Annotated in this window: 26 protein-coding genes and 3 pseudogenes; 15 read left to right on the top strand and 14 right to left on the bottom strand. The window is 43.3% G+C overall.

Annotation, left to right across the window (positions count from 1 at the left end; translation table 11 throughout):
- Window positions 1-16 precede the first annotated feature (16 nt).
- Together CIK94_RS04680 and CIK94_RS14350 are read left to right on the top strand one after the other, a co-directional pair.
- Complete coding sequence (locus tag CIK94_RS04680) at window positions 17-565, top strand: hypothetical protein (RefSeq protein WP_094421581.1); 549 nt, start codon at window positions 17-19, stop codon at window positions 563-565.
- A 21-nt stretch (window positions 566-586) separates the two neighbouring features.
- On the top strand, window positions 587-733 hold the full coding sequence (locus CIK94_RS14350; RefSeq protein ID WP_158216512.1) for a hypothetical protein: 147 nt from the start codon (window positions 587-589) through the stop codon (window positions 731-733).
- Between the two features lie 139 nt (window positions 734-872).
- On the opposite strand, the gene CIK94_RS04685 is transcribed toward CIK94_RS14350, so the two are convergent.
- The 9 genes from CIK94_RS04685 to CIK94_RS04725 all read right to left on the bottom strand — a co-directional run bounded on the left by CIK94_RS04685 (window position 873) and on the right by CIK94_RS04725 (window position 8,880).
- Window positions 873-1,757: a leucine-rich repeat domain-containing protein gene (locus tag CIK94_RS04685; protein ID WP_158216513.1), complete on the bottom strand. Its 885-nt coding sequence runs from the start codon at window positions 1,755-1,757 to the stop codon at window positions 873-875.
- Between the two features lie 19 nt (window positions 1,758-1,776).
- A complete protein-coding gene (locus tag CIK94_RS04690) occupies window positions 1,777-2,427 on the bottom strand; it encodes a tetratricopeptide repeat protein (RefSeq protein WP_094421585.1) in 651 nt (216 codons plus the stop codon).
- Between the two features lie 68 nt (window positions 2,428-2,495).
- Window positions 2,496-3,548, bottom strand: a complete 1,053-nt coding sequence (locus tag CIK94_RS04695; RefSeq protein WP_094421587.1) for a leucine-rich repeat domain-containing protein — start codon at window positions 3,546-3,548, stop codon at window positions 2,496-2,498.
- A gap of 137 nt (window positions 3,549-3,685) precedes the next feature.
- Window positions 3,686-4,768 carry a hypothetical protein gene (locus CIK94_RS04700; protein WP_094421590.1) on the bottom strand — a complete coding sequence of 361 codons (1,083 nt, stop codon included), beginning with the start codon at window positions 4,766-4,768 and terminating at the stop codon, window positions 3,686-3,688.
- A gap of 10 nt (window positions 4,769-4,778) precedes the next feature.
- The gene (locus tag CIK94_RS04705) at window positions 4,779-5,612 is read right to left on the bottom strand and encodes a hypothetical protein (protein WP_094421593.1); all 834 of its coding nucleotides are present in this window, start codon (window positions 5,610-5,612) and stop codon (window positions 4,779-4,781) included.
- Between the two features lie 42 nt (window positions 5,613-5,654).
- Window positions 5,655-6,848 (bottom strand): site-specific DNA-methyltransferase, encoded by a 1,194-nt coding sequence (locus CIK94_RS04710; protein WP_094421595.1) that lies wholly within the window; start codon window positions 6,846-6,848, stop codon window positions 5,655-5,657.
- Between the two features lies 1 nt (window position 6,849).
- Window positions 6,850-7,770 (bottom strand): Dam family site-specific DNA-(adenine-N6)-methyltransferase, encoded by a 921-nt coding sequence (locus CIK94_RS04715; RefSeq protein WP_094421597.1) that lies wholly within the window; start codon window positions 7,768-7,770, stop codon window positions 6,850-6,852.
- Window positions 7,771-7,777: 7 nt separating this feature from the next.
- Window positions 7,778-8,578 carry a type II restriction endonuclease gene (locus tag CIK94_RS04720; protein WP_144008293.1) on the bottom strand — a complete coding sequence of 267 codons (801 nt, stop codon included), beginning with the start codon at window positions 8,576-8,578 and terminating at the stop codon, window positions 7,778-7,780.
- Window positions 8,575-8,880: a helix-turn-helix domain-containing protein gene (locus tag CIK94_RS04725; RefSeq protein ID WP_094421599.1), complete on the bottom strand. Its 306-nt coding sequence runs from the start codon at window positions 8,878-8,880 to the stop codon at window positions 8,575-8,577. Before CIK94_RS04725 ends, CIK94_RS04720 begins: the two co-directional genes overlap by 4 nt.
- Before the next feature lie 587 nt (window positions 8,881-9,467).
- Here CIK94_RS04725 and CIK94_RS04730 point away from each other — a divergent pair.
- From CIK94_RS04730 to CIK94_RS04790, 13 genes and pseudogenes are all read left to right on the top strand, one after another.
- Window positions 9,468-10,820: pseudogene (locus CIK94_RS04730) on the top strand (TraG family conjugative transposon ATPase); the annotation flags it as partial.
- A gap of 220 nt (window positions 10,821-11,040) precedes the next feature.
- Entirely contained in the window at window positions 11,041-13,581 is a 2,541-nt protein-coding gene (locus CIK94_RS04735) for a hypothetical protein (protein ID WP_005816117.1), read from the top strand.
- 14 nt (window positions 13,582-13,595) lie between these two features.
- Window positions 13,596-14,321 (top strand): hypothetical protein, encoded by a 726-nt coding sequence (locus CIK94_RS04740; RefSeq protein ID WP_005816118.1) that lies wholly within the window; start codon window positions 13,596-13,598, stop codon window positions 14,319-14,321.
- A 27-nt stretch (window positions 14,322-14,348) separates the two neighbouring features.
- Window positions 14,349-15,113 carry a DUF5045 domain-containing protein gene (locus CIK94_RS04745; RefSeq protein WP_005816119.1) on the top strand — a complete coding sequence of 255 codons (765 nt, stop codon included), beginning with the start codon at window positions 14,349-14,351 and terminating at the stop codon, window positions 15,111-15,113.
- Window positions 15,114-15,156: 43 nt separating this feature from the next.
- On the top strand, window positions 15,157-15,987 hold the full coding sequence (locus tag CIK94_RS04750; protein WP_005816120.1) for a phage antirepressor: 831 nt from the start codon (window positions 15,157-15,159) through the stop codon (window positions 15,985-15,987).
- A 15-nt stretch (window positions 15,988-16,002) separates the two neighbouring features.
- The gene (locus CIK94_RS04755) at window positions 16,003-16,404 is read left to right on the top strand and encodes a hypothetical protein (protein WP_005816121.1); all 402 of its coding nucleotides are present in this window, start codon (window positions 16,003-16,005) and stop codon (window positions 16,402-16,404) included.
- Complete coding sequence (locus CIK94_RS04760) at window positions 16,404-16,958, top strand: hypothetical protein (RefSeq protein WP_094421601.1); 555 nt, start codon at window positions 16,404-16,406, stop codon at window positions 16,956-16,958. Before CIK94_RS04755 ends, CIK94_RS04760 begins: the two co-directional genes overlap by 1 nt.
- Window positions 16,959-17,150: 192 nt before the next feature.
- On the top strand, window positions 17,151-17,483 hold the full coding sequence (locus CIK94_RS04765) for a helix-turn-helix domain-containing protein (RefSeq protein ID WP_004311699.1): 333 nt from the start codon (window positions 17,151-17,153) through the stop codon (window positions 17,481-17,483).
- A gap of 4 nt (window positions 17,484-17,487) precedes the next feature.
- Entirely contained in the window at window positions 17,488-17,835 is a 348-nt protein-coding gene (locus CIK94_RS04770) for a hypothetical protein (protein WP_004311700.1), read from the top strand.
- 72 nt (window positions 17,836-17,907) lie between these two features.
- Window positions 17,908-18,558 (top strand): hypothetical protein, encoded by a 651-nt coding sequence (locus tag CIK94_RS04775; protein ID WP_074635735.1) that lies wholly within the window; start codon window positions 17,908-17,910, stop codon window positions 18,556-18,558.
- A 200-nt stretch (window positions 18,559-18,758) separates the two neighbouring features.
- Entirely contained in the window at window positions 18,759-19,130 is a 372-nt protein-coding gene (locus CIK94_RS04780) for an antitoxin ParD (protein WP_074557064.1), read from the top strand.
- 14 nt (window positions 19,131-19,144) lie between these two features.
- Window positions 19,145-20,368 carry a relaxase/mobilization nuclease domain-containing protein gene (locus tag CIK94_RS04785; RefSeq protein ID WP_074557063.1) on the top strand — a complete coding sequence of 408 codons (1,224 nt, stop codon included), beginning with the start codon at window positions 19,145-19,147 and terminating at the stop codon, window positions 20,366-20,368.
- Window positions 20,369-20,397: 29 nt separating this feature from the next.
- A complete protein-coding gene (locus CIK94_RS04790; protein ID WP_241682543.1) occupies window positions 20,398-20,952 on the top strand; it encodes a hypothetical protein in 555 nt (184 codons plus the stop codon).
- A gap of 146 nt (window positions 20,953-21,098) precedes the next feature.
- On the opposite strand, the pseudogene CIK94_RS04795 reads toward CIK94_RS04790, so the two are convergent.
- From CIK94_RS04795 to CIK94_RS04820, 5 genes and pseudogenes are all read right to left on the bottom strand, one after another.
- A pseudogene (locus CIK94_RS04795) lies at window positions 21,099-22,706 on the bottom strand (sensor histidine kinase); the annotation flags it as partial.
- A pseudogene (locus CIK94_RS04800) lies at window positions 22,706-23,866 on the bottom strand (tetracycline resistance ribosomal protection protein); the annotation flags it as partial. The pseudogenes CIK94_RS04800 and CIK94_RS04795, both read right to left, overlap by 1 nt.
- Before the next feature lie 325 nt (window positions 23,867-24,191).
- Window positions 24,192-24,731 carry a dihydrofolate reductase family protein gene (locus CIK94_RS04810; RefSeq protein ID WP_042519993.1) on the bottom strand — a complete coding sequence of 180 codons (540 nt, stop codon included), beginning with the start codon at window positions 24,729-24,731 and terminating at the stop codon, window positions 24,192-24,194.
- Between the two features lie 77 nt (window positions 24,732-24,808).
- Window positions 24,809-25,591: an aminoglycoside nucleotidyltransferase ANT(9) gene (gene ant(9), locus CIK94_RS04815; protein WP_197065809.1), complete on the bottom strand. Its 783-nt coding sequence runs from the start codon at window positions 25,589-25,591 to the stop codon at window positions 24,809-24,811.
- Between the two features lie 27 nt (window positions 25,592-25,618).
- Window positions 25,619-26,386, bottom strand: coding sequence for a nucleoside phosphorylase (locus tag CIK94_RS04820; protein ID WP_042520032.1), 768 nt, complete (start codon window positions 26,384-26,386; stop codon window positions 25,619-25,621).
- Window positions 26,387-26,580: the final 194 nt, after the last annotated feature.

A 26,580-nucleotide genomic window follows, 5' to 3' on the forward strand; every position in this document is an offset into this window, starting at 1 on the left:
TTCAAACAAAAACGGTATGGGAAGAAACAAAAAAGATGCCACACAGGATGTGCTTAATCTATACAATCAGATGCAGGAGGACGAGAACATCGAGAGTGGCAAGGAAGAAATCAAAGTGACCCTGGAAGAGATTGAATCAGCCAAGAAAGCACTCTATGAGGCAAAGGAGGAACTGGACAATGCCTATCGGAGGTTGGAATCAACGAAAGTGGCACTTATGGCTGCCCACAGGAGTACGGAGAACATCGTTGACGGCATCTGCCATGCCATAGTCAAGGCTGAGCAAAGTAACCTCAAAGTTGGCATCAATGATGAAGGACTTGCCCAGTTGGACGAGCGGAACAACACCGCCATTTCTGCCTTCAAGCAAGCCCTTGACGAGCATGAGAAGTGGATAAAAGAACTGTTCGCTCACCAGCAGAAGGAACTCAAACGAATCCGAAATATCGAGGAGGGTGCATACTTCAACGGTCGCACCTATGCCTGGATGTTCGGCTTGGCTTTTGTAAGTTGGGCAATCATCTTGGTTGAAATAACCATTTGGATATGTATCAAACTTTTTTAGCAAACTCAAAACATCAGAATTATGACAGACAACGAATACAGCAAGACAAGAAAAGCAGCTGCCGATGCCCTTATCTACTGGGCAAAGACAGGTATGAGACAGTTCACCATGCGTGATGCAGTAAACAACTACCTGAAGGCGAGCGGTGCAAACCGCACCTCCATTTAATCGTTCCACCCTCGGTCAAACAGCCAGACAATGACTCCAAATAACATCTGAAAAAGAAAGACAAACATTTTGACCATTAAGTACATAATGTATAATGGCATAACAATAAAATATATCAGCCACATTGCAAGATAATTTTTTATTCGTCTGTGTCTAATAATTTTACTCCCATAGGCCATCCAAGACCAAGATCAGAATATTCATCTGATGAAATTTCTTCAGTATTATCCGAAAGATATTCAAGCGGTGTGTCCAAGAATGCATTTTCTCCGATTTTCAAAACATTGGGATGAAGTCGCATTTCGGCAACAAGATTTCCATCATAATCATTGATAATATGTGTAAGGTTCATACAATCACAGAATGCCATATCACCTATTTCTCTTAGAGAAGACGGAAGTTCTATATAGTCAAGAAAATGGCAGCCCATAAATGCACCACTGCCTATAACTTCAAGGCAATTTGAAAGATGAACATCGTTCAAACTAAGGCATCCAATGAATGCATCTACCCCTATTTCCTTAACATTTGGAAGATTCACCGACTTCATATATCGACATCTGCTGAATGCACAATCTTCAATGTAGTTAGCATCGGACGTGAATGATTCTATGTTTTTGTTCAAACAGAGAACAACGCTCTTACGACCATCGTGATAGTGTTTGTAGACAATATCATTTTCTACTGCATACATATAGTCATTATTGTACATCAACATGAACTTGTTAGATAGAAAAGGCACCACAGAAGCTTTTATTCGCTGTTGGCGTGACAAAAGACGTGTGGTCATATTGCAGTTCTTGTATATTTTCTCTATGTACGCAAGCCTTGGCGCACTCAATTTCTCATACATAACTACAATATCTTCTCGCATCTCGTCCAATGAATGTAACTCGCCATCGGAACAGAACTCCTGCATATATTCATACTGTTCTTTTGACACCTCAATAGATTCAAACTCTTCCAAAAGCATTGACTCAATGATGTCAGTGGCGGGAACAATGTTGCCGTCTTTGTCTATCAAGTCTTTAACAAGATAAACATCAATCTTGCACCTTAGCTTCATTGTATTTCTCACTCCATTTTTGTTGCCAAATGTCCATCAAATAATCCATAGATGTCTCTATTCCAGCCTCCTTGGCCTTATTATACCAAAACTCCGCTTTATCTCTGCTTTGTTGAGTGCCAGAACCACATTGATATCTCAATCCGAGCGGAATAAATGATGGAGTATAGCCCAATTCTGCTGCTCTGTGTAGCCACTGGAATTCCTCTTCTTCGTCAAGAATACTTATTCCATCAAAGACTATTCGATGCATCTGGTTTCTGTTAACCAATTTCACCATGCAGTACAGAGAACCTTTCTTTGCACCTTCCAATAATATTGTTAGCGAAAGATGGTAATCATTCTCCGTCCCAATGCCATTTTCGTAATAATCTGCTAAGAGACCATATCCATCAACATACCCTAACTCTACGCATAATTTACATATCTCAAAGGACAACTGAGGATTGGGGGTAATTACGGACGACCCAATCGCATAGAGTTCTGCAACATGAATTATAACATTTAAGTCAGCGTTCTTCACTGATTCTACATCTTTGGACTCGAACTTAGTATGTGGGTTCAGCCTTATTTCCTTCTCGAATTGAACGAGGTCAATCATTGATATTAGTTTCTCAAACTGTTCCATTATGCAATTGATTTAGTATTGTAGTGGCAGTGGTCTAATACCGCTGCCACTTCCAATAATATGTTGCCTCAAATGTTGCGCCAATCACTCTTGTCCGTTAACCTTCCGTTCTTGAAAATCATGCGCACACCATTGAAATTGTAGTGCTCGAATCTGTTATTTCCTATAACATATTCATTATATGGTCTTTGCGTGAGGAATATGTTGTTATCTCCCTGCATCACTCTGCCTAATTCCTGGAGGAGCACTAAAGGAGTACCGATAGGACAATCCATGAATTGAGCATTGTTCTTAAAGAGACCTACAATCTTTGCTACAAGAGTAGCTCCGTACTTCGCACTATACTTTTTTTGAATAATATTGTACTTGTGTCTGCAGAAGTCAAATGCAGTAGGTGACACTTTGGCTGTTGCAGGAATATTCTTTATTTCAAGGTTCTTGCACTTATAAAATGCATTTTCGCCTATTGATTTGAGCGTTGCTGGCATAGTTAATGAGGTCAACTTCTCGCAACCGCCAAACGCAACATTGCCAATTGTGTTAAGAGAAGTAGGTATATTTACAGATTCAAGACTATTACAGTTGGTGAATGTTCTTTCTTCCAAAGTTTTGATCTTATTTGAAAGTTTGACGGTTTTAAGACAGACACATCCAAAGAAGGCGCAACTGCCAATCTTGTTGACATTTTCACCCATAACAACTGTATCCAAATATCTACATCCCTCAAATGCACTCGGACCAATCTCTGTCACGCTTGCAGGAATCGTTATTTCACAGAGTCTTGCTGCTCCATAAAACGCTCCCAGCCCTATCGTTTTAATGGTATTCGGCAACTTCACATGAGTAACCTCGCTATTACGAAATGCTTGTTCACTGATAGCCACAACTGTATAAGTGCCATCATACATCTCAACCTTTTCAGGAATAACGATATTCCCTCTATACGAAGAAGAATAGATGTTTCTGACCCCGTTGTTTTCCTCAAATGTCTCATACAACACTTCGCATGTCTTAGAGACCGTATCTATGACATTGTAACGGATTCCATCCACATACGTTGCCTGTGCTTTTGACGAAAGAGCCATGAATAGTAGGCTCAGAATACTTAACGTTCTTTTCATAATACCTTGTTTTATTGATTATAGTTTTATGCCGCAAAGGTACACTTGTTTACTCAAAAACAAAGTAATGATATACGTATATAGAAAAATCCCGTCTGGGTTATGGCGGGATTTTTATGTATCATGGATATCTGAGTTTATTTATCGGGAAGGATTTCCTCAATTTCATCCTCTATTCGCCTTAGATTATTGGAATCAGGTTCTTCTTCTGTGATTTCCAATAACCATTTTTTTGCAAGTTGTTTGGTAAGAAACTTTCCTGTCTTACACTTCATCCAGTTTATGACGGCCTTTTCAAAAAGGCTCTTATAGAGCCAACCTGTTTGATACGGGATTGTCTGATTTTGTACGAAATGACCCAATATTGAATAAACCAAATCCTCGTTTCCTGTTGAATCGCAAAGATGAAGTGCCAAAGCGTTGGCCAACGACTCCTCACGGAAGTATCCGTACAATTGCCCCAAGTCTTTAAGGTTGCCTTCACCAATGATGCCGAATTCATTTTCATCGAATACATCCATCATAAGATGCATTAGTTCATGCAAAAGAACAAACGTCAATAATGCTTCAAAAGACACATGGTTGTTTGATGCATCATGTATATGGTCAATCCAAAGGAAAATACTACAATGTTTATTCACATCATCAAAAGAACTAATGACACTTCCATTCACGGACTTTATTCCTTCACCTGCAAAATATCGTTCCGTATCTCGCTTGTAACATCCCAAAAGGACAGCTTCAACCTCCTCTCTTTCATTAGCCTTATCAAATTCTTCATTTTCAATCTTGTTATGGAGTTCTTTCTTATCTAAATTAATCGACCTCACTTTATCAGAAGGTATCTCCCTTTCATCCGAAGTTTTGTCGCCACATAAGGTGTGTGTGACTAAATAGATATTCACGCTATTCAATAACTGGTATATACATGTTGCCCCGGACTTGATATCGAATCCCCTCCTTTTTAGATTGAGTTGGATTGTTTCCTCAAATTTGGCCAAAACATCTCCTTGAATAATAGAATCAGTAGTTTTGAAGGCACTCTCAATAACAGGAAGTAAGTCCTTTATATCTGAAAGCCTGGAGACTGCTTCTTGGTTACTTATATTGATATTATTATAGTTTATATCTGATACCCGAATTGGCGCACAGAGTGTTGGTTTTGATTTATCTTTAATTTCACTGGTTTTTTTTCCTGCGGTTTTCTTTACAAACGACATAATTTAATATTTAAAAGGTTAAACTTTCAGGTAATGAAATGAAATTTACAGGCAAACTTAGCGAACTGACTTCTTTCTTCTTGTCATATTCAATAGTGTACCATTCCTCTATATCCTGTTTGCCGAGTGCAAGCAAGACACTGGCATTGGCTTTGGGCTTATGTTGAAGCCAGAACTGATCGAAGCCATCCCTTCCGTTCTTCACCTCATTCGCATTTATCTTCTCTCTCAGCTCAAAGTACATGCCATAATAGCATAACTCACAAATGTGGTATATCTCTTCCATGCTCATGATTATTTCTCTGCGTCTGAGCTCTTGTCTTGTATGCAAAAGCATCCACAGATAGATAACTTTTGCTTCCTTGGTAGGGAAGTCAATAAGTTTGCGCTCGTTGGTAGATGCATTTTGAAGATACACATCATATCTGCCCATGTTGTTCATTCGTGTGCCAGTCTTCTTTTGCATATTCGGTCGCGCATCCACCACTTCCACTTTGAAGAGCGGCATCCCACGGAACAACGACTGGAGTTTCTCTATCGGAGAAAGAAACTCATTGACCACCCACTCGTCATTATTTTCCTTTCCTTTGTTGTACAACAGATGCATCAGTTTGGTAATTCCTCCCTGCTGAAGAATCTTTTCTATTGCACTATACTTTCCAAAGAAATCCCCATTACTGGATATGATGTTGAGCACATTTTCCATTTTCTCCTTTGCCACTTCTTTATCTGTCTCTTCAACTTGAAGCAACTCTATGACCTGCAAGCTTTCATCGTTTGATTTTAGCCTGCATGGTAAGATTGACAGCAAATCTGGATTGTTCTGTCGAATCAGGTCTGACATTGTTGTATAAATATTGCGTATCATATAACGATTCCTTTTCGGTTATTTTATTCCAATAAAGTCACTTAGTGGTCTAATTTTAGCACGATATGTATTCCTGTTCTCCTTAAGATTGACCTTGTTCCTGACAGGAATCTCCTTCGTATTATCAAAGAGAAGCACTATATAGTAAGGGGCATGAGAAGGTTGAAACCCGTATGCCTCCAAGGTCTCTCGTGTCCAAATCTGGAAATGACCTTTTGATTTCAGTCTGAACATACTTGCATCTTCTCCATTTGTATGAAGAAGTACGTATTGTAGCCTTTCAAAACCCGGAGTTACCAATAATGAGCCCTTTGAATCACCCGCCCTCATGTAGCAGATTCCTGTTTCGATCATTCTCACTCTTGATTGTGGTTTTGCATGATTGACCATAACCATAAGTTCTTCATTGTTCTCAGACATTTTTCGTAGATAGAGAGCCGCGGTTTCTGTATCTTCGATTTCATTTTTTCTCCTCAATCCGTAGTCCAGATAATCCTTGCTTTGGTCAATACCGATAAACCTACGGTCAAGTAGATTTGCTGCTATGCCAGTTGTACAGCTACCAGCAAATGGGTCGAGAATCAAGTCGTTTGGTTTTGAGGCTGCCAATAATATCCTGTATAGAAGACGCAGAGGTTTTTGGGTAGGGTGTTTACCGCATTTGAGTTCCCATGAAGACAGGAAAGGTATGCGCCATACATCAGACATCCTTGCACCCCCATTTATCTGTTCCATCAGTTCACAGTTGAAGAAGTGTGGCGTTTTCATGTCCTTTCTTGCCCATACGATATATTCAGTCGTGAAATTGAAATAGTTTCTTGACAGGGTAGGTTTTGCATCAGTCTTTTGCCATACGATAATATTGAGGATTTTAAAGCCCATTTCCATCATACAGGATGCGATGGAGAAAATGTTATGATAGGTGCCTGTTGCAAATATTGTAGCCCCATTCTTCATCACTTCGCGACAAGCGGAAAGCCATCTGCGATTGAATGCGTTTATTTCGTCCAAACTTTTGGTTTCATCCCATGCGCCTTTATAGATTGTTTTCTCATTGTCATTATAGCGCACAGTCTTGCCGCTCGACAAGAAATACGGTGGGTCGGCAAAAATCAAGTCCACCGTACACTTGTCAAGACCTTTCATCACTTCAGCACAATCACCATTATATAAGATGAAGTCGCTGTCCTCATTATAGTATGGCTTCAACATATTATATGGCAAATTCCAGTTCCAGTTGGGGTGGAACGTGCTGGGCAGGTTCCGGTTTCGCTTCAAGTTCAAAGTTAAATACGAGAGCCTCAGTCATAGCGTGTCTGTTTTCGATATGACCACCACCATGATAGAAATGTTCTTGTGTAGAGACGTTGAACTGTCCCCAGTATCTATCAATCATATCATTTGAGCGGAACTCGTTATGATGCCACGTAGAGAGCACAAAGTGTGCCTCCGTATCTCTCAATGCCTCAAACAACTCTCGTTCGTTCTCTTCTGTCCAGCCATTATAATAATCCACGTAGCGTCCATAATAAGGAGGGTCACAATATATCATGTCACCACGTCTGGCCTCACGTATCGTTTCAATGAAACTTCTATTACAGAAAGTCCAGTCGAATTGCCTGATTACAGTTTCCACAGCTTTTACCTGATTGCATATTTTGGTTATGTAGGCAGGAGCAAATCGGTTGGGTTTCTTGCAGAATGGTATGTTCCATTCACCTTTTCTGTTGAACCGCATCATACCGTTAAAACCAGCCCTTGACAGGAAAATGAAGTCAAAGGGACTGTGTTCCTTGTTGAATCTGTCTTTAACGAGCCGATAGTGTTCATAACCTGCATCGCCAGCACGTTCAAGCAGTTCCCCTTCACGCTGAAGGTATTCCCTCATGCTCTGGGGTGTCACGATTCCGCTTTTGATGCTATTGTAGAAATTGATGACGTGCGGATTGCTGTCACCTACGATTCTTCGCCCTCCTAATGGGGAGTTGATGCCTACAACCCCTGTTCCGAAGAAAGGCTCTATCCAGTTTGCATTGACTAAGTCTATGCCTGACCTGAAAATCACATCGTTAATCCATGGAACAAGTTTGGTCTTGATTCCCTGTGACTTTATTGGTGGAACAATTACTGCCATGCTTTCATTAATTTAATTTATTCAAAAGATTTTCTTGACGTTCCAGATACTCTTTGTACGTCTTAAGATTATGGTAGTTGGGAGTTCCAATACCTGCAGTTCTCGCATCTACCTTATTGAAATAGCCTTTCCAATAGTCATCGAAGACTTCTTCGCCAAGTTCTGCAAAAGGTCCCATTCCGTTCACCAATTTTTCAATATTTGTAATACCTCCTATATTACGAGTGTTTCCGCTTCCAGGTATATCGTTTGCTATTTTCCACTTTGGCTGAACAAAGAAGATGAAGTCCTCGATTACGGAATGTATAATATCCAATTCATCGACAGAATAGACATCCTTCTCATTTCCCTCAATATTGCTTTGTTTATATAGCATACCGAGAACGGTATGAGAAGAATATGAATTGTATGTATAATCCATATTCTTGATAGTGTCCCGTTCTCTGAAATATCCCCAATATGAGCCTAAAGTGAGTCCATTGACTGAATCACCATCATAATAACTCGACTTGAAATCTACAGCAAACAAATGCCCCTTTTGGTCTTTAAATGTCAGGTCGGGATAAAAGTTCTGTTTCGATGGCAGCTCAAGTTCCAATCCATGACTGCGTGCGAAATTATCCAGTTTAGGAATCAAGAGAATCTCAATGATTTTGGACACCACTTTAGTGTCATTTGTTATAGTATAGACATTCTTGTCAACGTCAATAAATCCCTTGACAATCCAGTCTTTGCTGTCTGTTTCAAGAAATTCCTTGTAAGATTTAACCTCATTAGTGAGTAATTCAAAGAATGTTTCTTTTGTCATACTGTCTTTCTTATATTGTTATTAAATGTTATATCCTCAGCAACCACTGATATTACATCCTCAGCAAAGTCTTCCTCGCTTAATAAAGCATACACCTTTCCTGCAAGCCAAAGTGTCAATAACTCATCTTCTGATATGCCATATATGTGTGCCAGATTCTTCACAAGTTCACGCTTCATATAGCGTTCACCTTTCTCAAACCTGTTATACATTGCAACATCTATTCCCAATTCAGCAGCTACTTGACGTTGTGTCAGCGACTGTTCTTCTCTGAGTTGTTTTATTTTATCTATGAACTTCATAAACGTTCTTGTTGACTGAATTTGGCAACAAAATTAATATAAATAATCCATAAACAAGAATCTTGTTGCCAAAAAGTGTCAATCTAAATGCATTTTTTCCGTATAAGGAGGTTATTTGGTTACTCAAATGCTTAAATTCGGTATGAATTGGCATATTTGAAAACCCCTTATTGATACCAAGTGGAAAATATTTATTTTAGTGTTGCCGCCGAATTATTAACCTGCGTTGTTTATCAACGATATATGCAGACAGAGATACAACCAAGGTACAAGACACCTATTTTCGACCCTAATTTATGCCTCCAGTCCGCCTCCCTAACCCCATCTTTTTTCTTTTTCTACCGTCAATCTCTCTACGGTTGTTGCGAGTGCGATTTTCTATTCAAATGCGCTCTTTGGATAGCAATAAGCCAAATTTGCCCAAAATATTTTCATAAATAATCTTAAATCTGCTTTTTGACCCTGTCATAGTTTTTTCTCTTTGCCGAGTGCTTTGAACGGCTGTTTTACCCTTGTTTAAAATTTGTACCGTTTAGATTTTGTAGTTTTCAAGAAAGTATTGTTGCTCAGTGTGTTATGTAATATAGAAAGGCTTCCACATGAACAGCGTGGTGCGTCAGTTGTGGGAGCAGAACACCGACATCGTCATGGTCGATACGGGTAACTCGTATGAGGGACTCTGCGAGTATGTGGGCGGCAAGTACATCGCCTATACGGAGGACAAGCCCATCACCATGAACCCCTTCAACATCAGCAAGCGGGAGCTGAACATTGAGAAGATAGACTTCCTGAAGAACCTGATACTGCTGATATGGAAAGGCTCGGAGACGCAGATACCCGAACTGGAGTTCCGTGTCGTGGAGCAGTTGGTGACGGAGTATTACGATTTCTATTTCAACGGTGTGCAGCCCTATCCTTCCTCACAGAAGGAGACACTGAGAAAAAACCTCTCCACCATGGAGAAGCGGCGCGGCACGGAGCTGACGCAGATACACGACAAGGTGGAGAAACTCATCAAGGGACTGGAGGAACGGCGCATGGCATTGAGCGTGAAGACCCTCTCCTTCGACTCATTCTATGAGTTCGCCTGTGAGCGTCTCGACCAGATCTGCATCGAGAACAACATCACCACCATCGACTGCGACAACTTCGCCTATATGCTCCAAAACTTCTACCGTGGCGGCAAGTACGACAAGATTCTCAACGAGAACGTGGATAGCACCTTGTTCGACGAGACCTTCATCGTCTTCGAGGTGGATGCCATCAAGGAGAACAAGCAGCTCTTCCCCATCGTGACGCTCATCATCATGGACGTGTTCCTGCAGAAGATGCGCCTGAAGAAGAACCGCAAGTGCCTTGTCATCGAGGAGGCATGGAAAGCCATCGCCTCGCCGCTGATGGCCGAGTACATCAAGTACCTATACAAGACAGCCCGAAAGTTCTGGGCGAGCGTGGGCGTAGTGACACAGGAGATACAGGACATCATCGGCAGTCCCATCGTGAAGGAAGCCATCATCAACAACTCCGACGTGGTGATGCTGCTCGACCAAAGCAAATTTCGTGAGCGATTCGACGAGATCAAGGCGATATTAGGATTGACGGATGTGGATTGCAAGAAGATATTCACTGTCAACCGCTTGGATAACAAGGAGGGAAGAAGTTTCTTCCGTGAGGTGTTTATCCGACGTGGATCGACGAGCGGAGTGTATGGTGTGGAGGAGCCGCACGAGTGCTATATGACCTACACCACCGAGCGAGCTGAGAAGGAGGCATTGAAACTCTATAAGCATGAACTGAAGTGCAGACATCAGGAGGCTATCGAGCGGTATTGCAGAGATTGGGATGCCAGTGGCATCGGGAAGTCGTTGGCATTTGCGCAGAAGGTCAATGAGGCGGGGCATGTGCTCAATTTGACGGACGATGGAGCCACTCGCCGCTGACACGGCGAGCACGGGGGCTGATTGATGGAAACGGAAATCCCGGAATAGACGTAAAGCCCAGATGCCCGAAAGCAAAACTTTCGGGAACGGTGGCTGGGTAGTATTTACGATTAGTAGTAAATACGATTAGTAGTGAATACTACCAATAGTAAATACTACAAGTAGTAAAGTAGTGGAATAGTAGAAACTGAAAGTAGTAAAAACGTAAAGTAGTGAAGCAATGAGACGTTTATACCTTATTATAATATATATGTGTCTTACACTTGTCGTGGGAAGGGTTCATGCGCAGTATTACAGCGTGAACTACGACAAGCAGATCGTTGCCGCCATGGCTGCCGCATTCGGTGCTGGAGCTATGGCAGAGAGCTATTATAACGAGCAGGTGGGCGAAATCTTGAAGCACTACAATGCCGCAGAGGTTGCCACTGCCGGCATCTTCGCTGCCAAGTTCTTGGAGCGCAAGGCATTCACCGACCTCGGCATTTGGAGCAGTAGCACGGAGAACTACTATTACCGCCGCATCCACAATATGGTGGCGAACAAGATTATGCCCAAGATATGGACGGTGGCAGGAATGATGCTGAAAAGTCCGCAGACCGCCCTCTACTGGGGCAGTTACCTGATGAAGATATGCGCCGACACAAAGTCGCTGTGTATGCAGTTTGAGAGTGTCGTGACCAACAGTAGCTTGACCTTTGCCGACATTCAGTTCTTGGAAATCAACCAAGAGATAGCCGCCATCCTCAAACTCTCGGAGATAGGCAATGTAGATTGGCAGCAGCTGTTGGATGACATCGCCAGTGTGCCCGGCAACTTCACCGTGGAGAACCTCACCGCCGACATCGAGACGCTTTACAATATGGGAGCATCGTTGGCGACGGCAGGTATCAACGGGGCATCAGGCGCACTCTTGCAGCAGAGTGCCTTCAACGACCTTTTCAATGGCAAGGTGAGTAAAATCATCGACATCTATGACAACTACCATGACCTCTATGAACAGGCAGAGAACGGCATCGGCAGCACACTCCTTAGTCTGGTGGGTGGCGAGGACAACGTGGCAGCCCTCTTCGACCTCTCCAACTACAACATCACCTCGTGGATGACAGACTATCTGAGCGAGACGCAGGGCAACTACTATACACAGCGTTGGTACATTGCCCGACGAGACCAAGGCAGCGTAAGCCTCTGTGACTACTATCCGCCGACCGATGACAACAGTATTCTGAACGGTGACCATTGGTATCGTATCAACACCTCCGACCCCAACTTCTACCCTAACAGCACGCAGCGAGAGCAGATACTGGCCAACTCGGAGAACCATGCCGGATGGAGCCGCAGCCGTGTGCAGCAGCTCAACGCCCAGAGCGACGGCTTCACCTATACGATGAACTATTGGATGTCGTCGTACATCATCAGCCGTGGCGGCAAGCAGACCAAGAAGGCCTACGCCTACGAGATACACGTTACCAAGAGCTGGAACAACGTGGAAGAGGTGTATGAGGATGTCTTCGACTCCTACAGCATGGACTTGAATACCTTCAAGCGTCAGTTGCAGGCACGTCTCTCGGAGTATAACGACAACGAGGAGGGCTATGTCTATTACATCGGCAGTGACGCACGCCGTTACTATCAAGCCACCGATGCCGCCAAACTGAAGGGCGTGGAGAGCGTGACCATCAGCGTCACCTGTTCGGACGGTGTCACCCTCGGACAGGGCAGCACGCAGTACAAGTGCCGTGAGTGCGGCGGTTCGCTCAATGCCCACAGCAAGGAATGCGCCATGAGGACAAGCGTATCAGAAAATAATCTCGACCTATCGGAACTGGACGAGAAGGAACGTGAGGCGAATAGCAAGATAGCCCTGTTGGAGGCGCAGATAAGCCAGTTGGAGACAGAGAACAGGAACCTGCTCACGCAGATAGCCAATGCCTCTGTGGAGGAAGCCCCTGCCTTGCGGCAGCAACATAATGTCAACAAGACGAAGATAGACAACCTGAAGAAGGAATTGGCGACATGGCAGCAGCAGTTGGCAGACATACAGAATGCCAAGAGCGAGGCGGCTAACGACAATGCCACCTCCACCGATGACTACTACCGCATCCCTGCCATCATGCAGGATGTGAAGTCAGCCTACAATCTCACGTGGCAAGGTGCCGGTTCGTGGAACGGCTACACCTACGTCCGAACTGCCACCATGCCCAACATCAACGGCATTATCACCTTCAAGGCGACACTGTCCATTGCAAGGAAGCCCAAGTACTTCCTTGGCATCAAGATACACCGTGCGATACTGCAAATATCGTGGGAGCTGACCTCGGAATACACCGACACACAGGTGGTGGATGTGCTGACCCTTGACCCGAATGCCTCTGACGAGGAGAAGACGAGGCAGGTGAACAGCCGTATCTCGGAGATAGCCCAGGAGTTCCCGTCGTGCAGCATCACCACAGAATATGCCAAGAGCGAGGCAACCCAGACCGCCGACAATGACGATGTAATACACCTGCTCTGGTCGAGCGACCGTCTGGAGATAGCCCGTGAAGTAGATAGCCGTATCACCAAGATTTACGCCGACTTGGTATCATTAGAAAAAATGATGCACTACAAGCGCAGCATCATTGACGTGCTGAAGGACATTCTTCCTTCAATCGACGCAGACCAAGGTCGCAGAAGGACACTCATTGAAGAGTGCTACGAGCGATGGAGAGAGAATGCAGACCCTAACAGAGGGAATGGTGAAGATAACGAGAACGAAAACTGAGGGAGGAACGGAGAATGAGACATACCATCATCATAGCTCTCCTGCTGATTACCCTCTTCCCCAATACAGCCTTGGCGCAATGGGGATTCGATGCGGTATCGGTGGAAGCATACATCAACGACCACAAGAAGCAGCGCAGCCTCTTGCTGGCACGCAGCACTTTGGAGTACAGCAATCAACTGCTGCATGAATACAGCAGTGAAGAGGTGGGCAAATACAAGGAACTGAATGTGGATTTGGACAAATACACCCGGGCCTTCGACATCATCGATGTGATGTACCAGTCGTTGCGCACGGTGCTGAACGTGAAGAGCACCTACCAGACGGTGAGCGACCGCATCAGTGACTACAAGAACCTGTTGGAGGACTTCAATGATAAGGTCATCAAGCGGAAACACATCGAACTGGCTGACACGATGCTCATCAGCATCAACAAGAAAGCCATCGACAACATATACAACGAAGGAAGCCAACTCTACCATAGCGTCAACGACCTCGTGTTGTATGCCACAGGAGCGGCAGCCTGTTCAACTTCCGACCTGCTGATGGTGTTGGACAATATCAACAATTCGTTGGACCTGATAGAAAAACATCTGAACCAAGCCTACTTCCAGACATGGCGGTATGTGCAGCTGCGCATGGGCTATTGGAAGGAGAAGGTGTATCGGACGAGGACGAAGGAAGAGATACTGGAAGATGCCTTCAGCCGATGGAAAGTGGCAGGAAAACTTGACTATTGACGGATTGTAAACAAAAGAAGAACGGACATGAAGAAGACAATGATACTCATCATGGCGGTAGCAACCACCATCAAAGCCACAGCCCAGAGCGTGACCTACAACCACGACTCCTCCAAGCAGAACCAGATAACGGTGATGGAGACAGGTGGCGGTTCTCTCACCCCTGAGTTCTATTATTGGCTGTTACATAACAACTATAAGAAGACAGCGGCAGAGAAGAACAAGTTAGGTTTCCGCACTCTTGCCGGCATCAACCTCTACAACCAAGTAGATGATGCGGAGAAGATAGACTCTGCCCTCACCAAGCGTGCTGAGGTGGAAGCCTTGAACGTAGCCGACCGACAGATAGACCTCGCCTGGCTTGCCGAAAGCAGCAAGATCAACGGTCAGTTGGACAAGATGAAGGCGAACATAGACCATATCATCCCTACAGGAGGCACCATCAACGACAAGCGTCGGTGGGAGGAACTGTACAATATGTACCAGTGTGCCGTGAAAGCCACCAAGGATGCCTATATGCCCAATGCACAGAGAAAGCGGCAGTATCTTAGCATCTATGCCGACCTGACGACACAGAACGAGACACTACTGAAATACCTTGTGCAGCTCAACACCCAAAGCCAGACTACCGCCCTCTTGGCAGCCACCAACGACCGTGTAGTACATAAAGGCAGCATCATCAGCGATGCCAAGAGCCGTTGGCAGGAAAACATGAAGGGCGTGAGGAGCTCGACAGGCACTGACGGCGATGATGCCAACAGCGGTGAGGGTGAAGAAAGTGTGAACAGATAGAAATAAGGGAAGAGAAGAAATAATCACAAAACAGCATAGAGATATGAACGATATTCAGATTTTCAACAACGAGGAATTTGGAGCAGTCCGAACCACAGGAACACCAGAGCAACCCTTGTTCTGTTTGGCTGATGTGGCAAGAGTTCTTGGACTAAAAACCAGCAAGTTGGTACAACGACTTTCGGATGATGTACTTTCAAAGTACCCCATCTCGGATAGTCTTGGAAGAGAACAGGTTACAAACTTTATCAATGAAGACGGACTGTATGATGTCATCCTTGACAGTCGCAAACCCGAAGCCAAACGTTTCCGCAAGTGGGTGACATCGGAGGTGCTCCCCTCTATCCGCAAGCATGGTGCCTATATGACACAGCAGACCATCGAGAAGGCATTGGCAGAGCCAGACTTCCTGATACGGTTAGCAGTCAATCTGAAGGAAGAACGACAAAAGCGTCTGCTTGTCGAACAGGAGTGTGAACACCAAAGGACACGCATCGTTGAGTTGGGATCCAAGGTGGATGACCTGCAACAGGAGGTGACGGAGATGAAGGACAAGGTGAGTTACCTTGACATCATCCTTGCCACGAAGAGCAGTGTCCTGGTCACACAGATAGCACAGGACTATGGCGAGTCGTCCATCCGCTTCAACCGACGTCTGAAGGAGATGAACATCCAGTATCAGCGTGGCAAGCAGTGGATTCTGTATGCCGACTACAAGGACTGCGGTTATGTGACCAGCGAGACCTACCTCATTAAACACAAGGACGGTACGGAGGATGTGCGCATGAACACCAAATGGACACAGAAAGGTCGCCGCTTCCTCTATGAGAAACTGAAGAGCGTGGGAGTCATTCCTGTTATCGAAAGAACATAAAATAAAGAAATAGCTATGGAATCAATATCAAAAATACAGTTACGTCTCTATGCCGCCAAGAGGAAAAACGGCAAGTGGCAGTTGGAGATGTCAAGGATGCCGAAGCGAATCAGCGTTATCGGCAGGACACCCATCGTTGATGAGCATTATATGCCATCTGATTTAGAGGTAGTTTCAATGTCAAAGCTTCACAAATATGTCGGAAGTTACTACGGCAAGATTGTGAAGACCCTCAAAGAGGAAGGCATCATCACCAAGGAATATGGAATGTGGAAACTGCGTGAAGACCTTCAGGACAAGGGCATTGCGGTATATGTCACAGGCAGGATGCGCTGCTTCTACCACTTCTATCTGTCATGGACACCGAAAGGCATAGAGTTTATCAAAGAGATTATCAACAATAGAACCAGGCACTGATGGCAGACAACATACTCAGCGATTTCGGCATCAACATCCTCGAAGAGGAGATTGACGATGTGATATTCCAGACCAACGAGTTCCTGACCGATGCCACCTTCACAGGCTCACAAGGGCCGTTCTGGTGGTTGCCGTTACCAATTCTCCAAAACACGATTTTAATCGCTGTAAATCAGCCACTTGCAGATTTTTGTTTCGTGACACAAAATCAGCGAGGGACAAAAACGGGACAAAACCACGGAAAAATAAAGTCAAGGACACTTCGCCCGAAATATCCCTTGTGGAATACCTCTGTTTCGTTTGCAAAGGTACAAATTTGTCCCTTGAAAAACGAGGGGAAATCCCTATTTCTCTCATTCACAACTCATTTTCCTACCATTGTACCCCAAATGTGGTTATTGCAAACGGTTTTGACCTCAAACAGCATGACTTGCGAAAATCGGGTGTTAAATTTTGTTTTGCACTCTGATGGACATTTTCAAAAACGCGAACTGGCAATAGAACCAAATATTTGCCACCCTTATTGTCCAATCTTTGGTTTTGTGATTGTTTGAACGATAGACATTTGAAGATGCTGAATTTCAAGTGAGTGTCCGACCAATCTACCACATTGCAGCATGGTAAAATAGAACCAAAGAATTGAAAATCAGCACTTTTAATAAACCATAACGGCTGCTTGAATATCATTGTCAACAATATACCTTTGCAGCCGAAATCGATAACGAAATAAACAAAATATCAGATTTATGACAGAAAAGAACGCATTAAAGATGAACCTCGACCATGAGCGCAAGATAGTGGAGCTTCAGTCGAGAGTGAACAAGTTGGAGAACCTTTGCTATATGACAAAGGAAGTGTTGAACCTTGAAGAGGCTTCCGCCTTTCTCGGCATTGCCAAGAGCACGCTCTACAAGATGACGCATCTTAACCAGTTGCCGTACTTCAAGCCTGCTGGCAAGCTCATCTTCTTTGAGAAGAAAGCCTTGCTTGACTGGGTACGAGGAGCAAGAGCCATGTCGGAGGAGGAGATAAGACTGGAGGCTGCAAACCGTCTGAATGAAATGAACAATAGACCATAGCATTATGACGAAAGATGAACTTGTAAACAGTCTGCAAAAACGCGACCCTCTGTTGGCTAATGCGGTCAGCAATATGGTAGACTACATTTCCGACCGCTTTCCTGCTGCTTACCCAAGCAAGGAACAGACGGAAGCAGTCAATACCTATCTTCATTCGGTCTATGCTGACGGTGACGGAACCATGTCGGAAAGAAATTGTGAGCATCGAAGAATTGCATCACAGAAAATTACCATCAATGCCATACAAGTGCTTGACAGCCCCCAACTTGACCGACTGCAACGTGTGCTTGACCATATCGCATACGACAAGGAGTATTATATGCCAGAGAGAGGCTTCGGCATGAGGCGATAGTTCCTCTTTTGACGTCAGAGAGTTTTCCGCATAACAGCATGAACAGATTTACATAACAAAAATAAAACAACGATGAACAGTAATATTTTCAACAGCATTATCCTGAGTAATGAACAAGTAAACTATCTGATGGGTGGCACGGCTGGCATCAACCGCCTTTCATGCCTTTATCAACTCATTCAGATTGTGACACGACAGATTGAAACCTCAAATGAGGTTGGGGAGTCCACAACCGCATTATGGGAGGTGAACATGTCAGAGGTGGCTCTATCCAAACTATGGAAGTGTGACCGAAAAACCGTCTCCAAGATGCTTGACCACATGAACAAATTGGGCATCCTTTCTTCTGTACAGACAAGACGAGGAAGTGTTCACACATTGCTATGCATTTCTGCATGGATTGTTGACGGCAAGAAATATGTCAATCCTCACTATGTTCCCATCAACCAAAGAGACTATTCCGGCAAGTCTAATATTATGACTTCCACAACCGCATTCCCTAACAAGGAGGATCCACCAATCAAAAATGGCGGTACTTCTCCAACACAACTTGCCAACAGTTCCTTTTCTTCCCTAACTTCAGGAAATGGCAATAATGGAGAGGAGGAAGATGTTCCACCGCCAAGCGTCTCTGACATGGAACTGGAGGCAGAAGCCAGAAGGCAATTCGTCAAAGAACAGATGGAAGCGGAGGATGCTCCACAATTGCTGTTGCTTGGGTAATTTGAGAATCGTTATACAACAAGTCTGTGAACAAGTGCAACCGCAGTGCGTAGCGTGCTTGTGCGTAAACTCTGATAGCGGTGCTATGCAAGAAATACCAATGTCATACAAACGCACTTCGTTTGTCCGTATGCCAATGGACTTCTTGAACGCTCGCAAGCTCGCATTGGGTTGCACACATTTATAGAAGCATACTTGGTATGAATAAGAAAAATACAGAAAAGGAGGCACCGAAATACACGAGTCGTCTGATAATAAGGCTTACGCCACAGCTTCATAAGGAGATAGCGGAATATGCTGCTATTTGCGGACTGACCACAAGCGCATACGCACGCAAGCTGTTGGAAGGCAAATATCCCAAACAACGCTTGACTGACAAAGAAATGAAGGCTTTGAACAGCCTTTCGGATGCCAGGGGCGATATACAGAAATTGTTCGGCTTTCTCAAAGGACGTCCGCTTACGGAACGTGAGAACATTCTCCGCAGTGAAATCTTCATGAAACGATGGAGAACAAGTGCAGAAGTTATCTTGAACCGCATGATTGAGATAGAGAAATACTTAACCCAATAGAACATACGACATATATGATAGCAAAAGCAAAGGTAATAAGTCATGGCGCAAATGCCATACGTTACTCAGTAGATAAGGACAAGGCAGAGATAGTAAAGGCCAATCTCTTGCCCGATGATATTTCCCCAACGGCAATGTGGGCAAGAATGCTTGCCTTGCAGAAGAAGTTTGAGGACAAATTGAACCGTTATCATCCGCTCAAAAGGAACATGATACGTATTGAGGTTTCCCCAACCTCGGAGGAAACGCAAGGTTGGACGATGGAGGAATGGCAGAGGTTGGCGGATGACTTTATCCGTGCGTTTGATGCGGTTGACCTTTCAGCCAAGTCGAAGCGCAAGAGTGCAAAGGCAACCAACCTCAAAGACAGCCAATATGTAGTTGCGCTCCATCGTGACAGCAAGAGTGGCATTATGCACCTTCACATTGATGCGAACCGCATAGACATAAGGGGCAACGTGAATGATGCCCATTATATCTACGAAAGAGCGATGGCTGCTGCCGCCAAGGTTGGGCAACAGCGTGATTGGAAAGATGCACAAGAAGTGAGCCGCCAAAATAAGGAAGCGATAATCAATGATTGCCTTTCCGTTTTGGCTAAGATGTCGTACTTTGATTGGGGACTATACACAAAATGCCTCACGCAAATGGGATATGATGTCAAACTACAATCTGACAATAAAGGACAAGTGCGTGGCTATGCCATCAAGCGTGGTAACTCCATTTATAAGTCCTCGGAACTTGGCAAAGGTCGTTGTCTGATGCCCTCAAAGATTGAAGGTACTTGGGCAAAACTGCATCATCAAGAATTGGAGAAACCAGTTTCAACTCCAACAAAGAATACCCAACAGCCAAAGATTATGACTGTACCCAAACCCATGCCTACTGCGGACGACTCTCCAAAGATACGTCACTTCGACTTCTATACGGACGAGTTTCATCATTACCCTGTTGATATTCCTCAGAATTGTCTGGATATCATCGATAAGAATATAGCTTTGGATGCCGACAAAGTATTTGCCAAGATAGGTGATGTGCAGAAGACCGCCATTCTTCTCTTTGCTGAGTACATTGATGCTGCCACAACCATTGCCGCCCAGTCTGGCGGTGGCGGAGGTGGTGCAACCTCAGGTTGGGGACGTGACAAGGACGAGGATGAACTGTCTTGGGCGTATCGTTGCGCTATGATGGCTAATCGCCTGTGCAGACCTCGCAAGAAGCAAGGATATGGCAGATAACCGAATATTCAACCAACAACATTGATACTATGCCAATAGGTAAAAGTAAAATCTCAGATATGGATTTCGGATCTTTCGAGAACACGATAGACAAGAATATCGAAACGGACAAGACCTCGGACAAGTTTGACCAACAGCTTCAAGCCTACAAGGATGCTGGCAATAGTTTGACTTCGGCAAAAAGTGGCCTTGAAATGGCTACTGCTTCCATGCATGAAGCAAAAGACAAATTAAGTGAAGCCTCAGATAAAGCGAATACTGTCACCAAAGCTATTGAAGCCTACATCGGCAAAGTAAAAGACATAACTGTCAAAGCAAAGATTGATGATGCCGATATGGAACAGGCAATCAACAACAGGAAGAAACTCATTGAAAACGAGTCCAAACTTCTTGAAGACCACCGAAAGAAAAACAAAGAAATCCTCACTCGCCATTTCTATGATATGTCTAATATGATGTCAAGGAATGAAGGTGTGTGGTTGTCAAACGGTTGGGTAAAGACTTTGCTTTGGATATTCTTGCCGTGTTTCCTTTATACGGTCATTTCGATTGTCTATTTTGTCGCATCATGCATAGACAAGTAAAAAAAGAGTGTCACGGCATTATATTGAAACTATGTCGTGATACTCTTTTTTTACACGCTTGCAATTGCTTTCTTTTACTATTCGGCTACAAGCTATTAGTTACAAATGGAAAACAGATTACCATATTTAGAGTTATTTGATATTGTTTTATTGTTATGATAAACAGGTGTATTGCTTGTATATCCAAGCTGTTCTTCAGCTTCCTGCATAGAAATTTCAACTGTGAAACGACTGCCTTTCCCTTTCTTGCTGTCCAAACGGATTGTTCCGCCAAGCATCGACACAATATTACGCATTATGGCAAGCCCAAGCCCGAAACCCTCCTTTGCGGCGGCATTTGATAGACGTTCAAACGCACCGAACGCTTGTTTCTGTTCCTCTTCTGTCATGCCTGTACCTGTATCTTCAACGACCAGTGTCAGAACTCCATTATCATATTCAGTAATCAAAGAAACACCGCCTTCTTCTGTGAACTTGACAGCGTTTGACAGCAGGTTATTCCCGATTTGTATTATTCGCTCTTTGTCGGTCAATACAATGGCATCGTGTCCAGTCTTCACGGACAAGGACAGCCCTTTGTTCACGGCAACAGGCATGAACTCCGTTTCAAGTGTGTGCGTGATTGCAGAAATCCGGCAGGGTGACAGACGGGGCTGTTCCTTGCCGTTGTCCAGGCGGAAGAAGTCAAGCAAAGTGTTGAGCATATCCCGCATACGGTCGGAGAATTGCAGTATATTTTGGATATATTGCCCATTATTACCGCTATTGCATTCTTTCCGCAAAAGTTCGGTATAGCCGGTTATTGCCGTCAGTGGTGTACGCAACTCATGGGTAATAGTATGTACCGCTTTCTTTCGGGAGGTTATGAGTACCTCATTTTGTTGCACGGACTGTTCCAATTGCTCGATCAAATCCGTTGTCTTGCGTTTGTATCGTTTAATGTTCTTTGCATCACGGTGTATGATGATATAGGAAATGACCAACAGCAAAAGAACAAATCCCATCAAGCCGCCTATCTGCATAAATGATTTTTTACGCATCGCTGTTATCTCGCTTTCTCTATTTTGTAAATCAGATTGTACCTTCTTTTCGATTTGGCAAATCAATCCTTGCAGTTGTCTGTTAAGTTCTGCATTACGGGCAGCAAGACTATCGGCTTGTTCTGACAATCGACGGCTCTGCGCTTTCTGTTCGTTGACCATGTTTCTATTGGATGAACGGAGCGTAGTCGTTGTTGTCGTTGGCTTCGTTCCCTCTTTTTTGCCGAAGATGCCCAAGAAACCTTTTCGTTTTGGCTTTTTGGACTGTTCCTGCACACTTTTCTGCACAATAACCGGAATTTGATTGGCTATCTTCTTGTTAATAGATTGTTGTTCATCCATTAACCGGACTATCTGGAACATCTGTCGTTCCTTATCCTCTAAAAGACTGCGCACACTATCGATACGCTCTGCTGGATAGGTGACCTTGAAACGGCAGAGCATACTGTCCATTGCCATACGCCGTGCATGGTAATGCTCGATATCTTTATCGTTCCATTCCAGTATTGTTTCACCCAATAGAGAAAATTTTATCATTTGAATATTGATATTGTTTATTTCTTTTCGGAGCTCGTCTATTTTTTTATTGCCAAGTTCTAATGCTTCTATCTCCTGCCATTCATAGAGGCTATTATATGCCATACATCCGATAAGAACGGAGATAAGTATATACCCCAACCGTATTGTCTTATAGAAATTCCTGGATCGTTCCATTATTTTGATGATACTGATTTTTCAAACATGAATAAAAGTTTATCCTTTTCTTCCATACGGGTATTATCAGAATAACCGCCTTTTGTTATTTGATACCCACACGGCTTAACCATAAAAGTGCCTAAGCCTTTAGTGTATGAACTTACTTCTGAGGCATAGTCTTTACTTGTATTTAATGGAACTTTCCCTTCAATAAGACACCACTCATTATTACAACTGATACCTTTAATCTCAGACATCATTTTTTGCAGATCTGTAATAGCTTTGGAACTTGCTACTTGTGGTATCTGTAACTCAAAATAGAGCATCGGTTCGAGAATATCCACTCCTGATTGTTGCAAAGCCAACCTGAAGACATAAGGAGACAATTGTCTAAAATCGGCAGGGGTACTTATCGGACTATAATAAAGGGCATAAGTAAAGGTTACTTTCAAATCCGTCACTTCCCATCCATGCAATCCCGATTGGCAAGACATACGGATTCCTTCAAAAACGGCATTTTGAAAAGAATGGTTCAGATAACCAAAGGAGATTTCACTTTCGATTTGCAACCCTGACCCTATCGGTAAAGGTTCAAGAGTCAGTCCTATGGAGGCCCAGTAAGGGTCGGGAGGGACTTCGATATGGATAATCTTATTCACCTTCTTTTTAGGTCGTTCTTTGTAGATAGTCTTGATTTCATCAAAATGGGCCTTTACGGAGAATCGTTCTTCCAGCAATGTTTGTATGATTTCTTTTTGGGTTAAACCATATAACGAGATTTCCAATTCATCACTATATGAATTTATGGAAAAGGACAGAGACGGGTCTTCAATAAACAATACATTTAGAGCGGATATCAACTTGCTTCTCTCTTCGGGCTTGTCTGGTCGGACAGAAGATTTGAGGGCGGGATGCTGATGAGATAATCCTTGAATCAGACAAGGTTTAACACCTAAATAATCTCCGATTCTTAATTCTTCTATATCTTCTATAATTGCGATATCATTAGCAACCACTTCATCAACATTTATCTCTTTGCCCTGATAAATGGTTTTTAGATTTTTAATCTTGATGAATTTTTCAGAATCATTGACTTTTATAACGGTTCGAAGTCTCAGCCTTCCGTCAATAATTTTTAGAAAACTTCTTTTATGCCCTTTGGGGTCATGTTCTATTTTAGATTTTTATCGGTTTGACTTAACCGATTGAAGAATAAACTTTTAGCGAATTATTTGAGAAATAGAGGTAACGATTTAGCAACTGTGCGAATTTCAGCGTTTTGCGTTGCTATGCTGTCAAATAACTCTCTTATGTGCAAAGATACGAATTTTCTCAAAAATAGAAAATGTGTATGAATGTTTTTCTTGTTTATATAGTCTCTAATTTATAATGTTAGTATTTACAACTGATTATTAATCAATAATTTACGAGCAGTAAATCGGAAATATGGTCGTAATCTTTAATCGTGTATTCTAAAGGGAGAAGATTTTAAAACAGTAAACATCAAATCTTCCTGCGACTATATACCACCTCTATTATGCCGTTGTATTTCTTGGTACGAATCATTTCCAAGTCAATTTTCTTATCGGTAGCACCAAACAGCCTTGTGCCGTTACCGAGAAGAACCGGTATAATCGCCAGATGATAAATGTCTATTTGATTGTTTGCGATGAGTTGTTGCGCCACTTCTGCACCTCCGCAAATCCACACATCTTTACCCGATTCCTGTTTCAACTCCTCTACCAGTTGGCATACATCCATATTCCTGAAACGGATATTTTCTGTGCCCTCTTCTTCACTGTGATGAGTCAATACATAGGTCATCGCTTCCCCGTAGGGCCATTGGTCGGGAGAAAGTTCGGTCACAATTTGGTCGTAGGTTCTCTTTCCCATAATGACCGTGTCCACACCACTGAAGAATGGAGTAAAGGTGTCTTCCATCTCCACGTTTTTATCTTGTCCGCTTATCCATTCAACGGAACCTTCGCTGTCAGCGATATAGCCATCCAGACTGACGGCAATATAAAGGATTACTTTTCTCATAGGTGTATTATTGTAAAAGAGGCAGCACCATTTCAAACGGTTTATTTATTGTAGGGATATTCTTGCTTTTGCTTGCTTTACCCTTTGGCTTTAAGCAATTCTTCAATCCGACCTTTCATAAACCCGGTAAGCGCGAGCGTTTCATTTTCCATTGTTTCCCATTCGTCAGACAGGTTTCCCAAATAGGCTTCCTTTGCCGTTTTCAACAGGGAAGAAAAGGTTTCCGGCAATTGGGGAATCACCCACTCCGCAGCAACATCTTTCGTTGTCACGTCTTCGGTTTCTAATGTAAACCACATGCGGGATAGCGTCAATAGCACATTTCTTTCATCTCCCTTAACATTGGAAATCAAACCGGGTAGAGAAAATTGAATAGCCTTTTGTATTTCGCGGAACGGAATCGGGAGAATAAGTTGTTTGCAATCTGCGCCCTTCAGCGTCATACTACTTTTTCTCGCCTGCCATAATAGAATCGCTATATCAGGGTCGAAACACGCCTGCGGAATCATTCCGGCTTCCATCTCTTTCCGAAGCCACTCCCCATACATATACTCGCATTTGGGCGGAAACTGCCACGGAATAATGTCTTTTTGATGGATGACAGTTATCTCCAATGGTCTTTTTTCGGCGCAACCTACGAAGCCGGAAATTTCCAATAATTGCTTGGTCAACTCCTTTTTCGTTGACAGATTCAATTCTTGTCTGGTTATTATCAATATATCTATGTCACTGTCCGGACGCAATTTATTCATTGTCGCAGAGCCATATAAATACATTCCCAATATCTGCCCCTGCAATAGGGTTTCTGCTATGGAAACGACTTGCTTCACTTGTTGTGGGATTTCATTCCGATTGTTCATTGTATTTTCCATATAGATTTGTTTCCTTTATTCTTTGATTAATACAACAGCGTCAAATGCCAGTTCCAAGGCGGTGGATACACTTGCTTTTCCCCACTTCCGTTCTTGGTATTTATGAGGATTCGAGAGCGTGTCGGCTGTAAAAAGCAACATAGCCCATATTACTTCTCTAAATTCTGCACATGCAGCCAGTGCAGAACATTCCATTTCCACTACTTGACAGCCTTCCTCTTTGCGGTATTGCACCATTTCCAGTGTTTCTCGATAAAAACCGTCTGTTGTCCATGTCTTGACTTCCAAATATGGGATTTTCTTTTGATTTAAAGCAAATTTGATTGCACTTATTCCTGCTGTTGAAATCTTTATGTCTCTGGATGGCGGAAGATAATGGTAAGAAGTTCCCTCATCTCTCAATGCAGAAACGGGTATTAAGAATCTGTTCTCCGGAATATCTTCCAATACACCGCAGGAACCGACAGAAATAATTTCTGTCACACCTCCTGCTATTAAATACTCTAAAATCTGGACAGCAGCAGCACTCCCAACCGGAGCCGGACATAAACATATCCTTTCCTGATTATGAAAGCATTCATAGATGGGATATAATTTTGTTGCACTCTCAAATTCATCTATCTGTATTCCACTGTGGGCATGTGCATACTTTTCCACTTCATCCCCCAAAAATGCAAATACGGCTTTTTTAGGGAAGTGCTTTTTCCCATTTCCCGGCTGAAAGATTGCTTTTGATGCGGTATCGTATTCCAAAATAGGATAATCGTGCTTTACTAATGCCATACTATCATCTCCAATAAAAATTTTCTTTCTCCTTAATTCCGCAACACTATAATTTAACTTTATTTATAAGTTCCTGAGCAACAATAAGTTGCCTAGGATTTTGCCGTGTCAGATTTTTCACTTATCTTAGTGTTGCAATTAGAAAACAAGCGAAAATCGTAACAAGGCGCTGCAAAGGAACAAATAAATTTCTA

It is taken from the genome of Prevotella sp. P4-51 (assembly GCF_002251455.1).
GTDB lineage: Bacteria > Bacteroidota > Bacteroidia > Bacteroidales > Bacteroidaceae > Prevotella.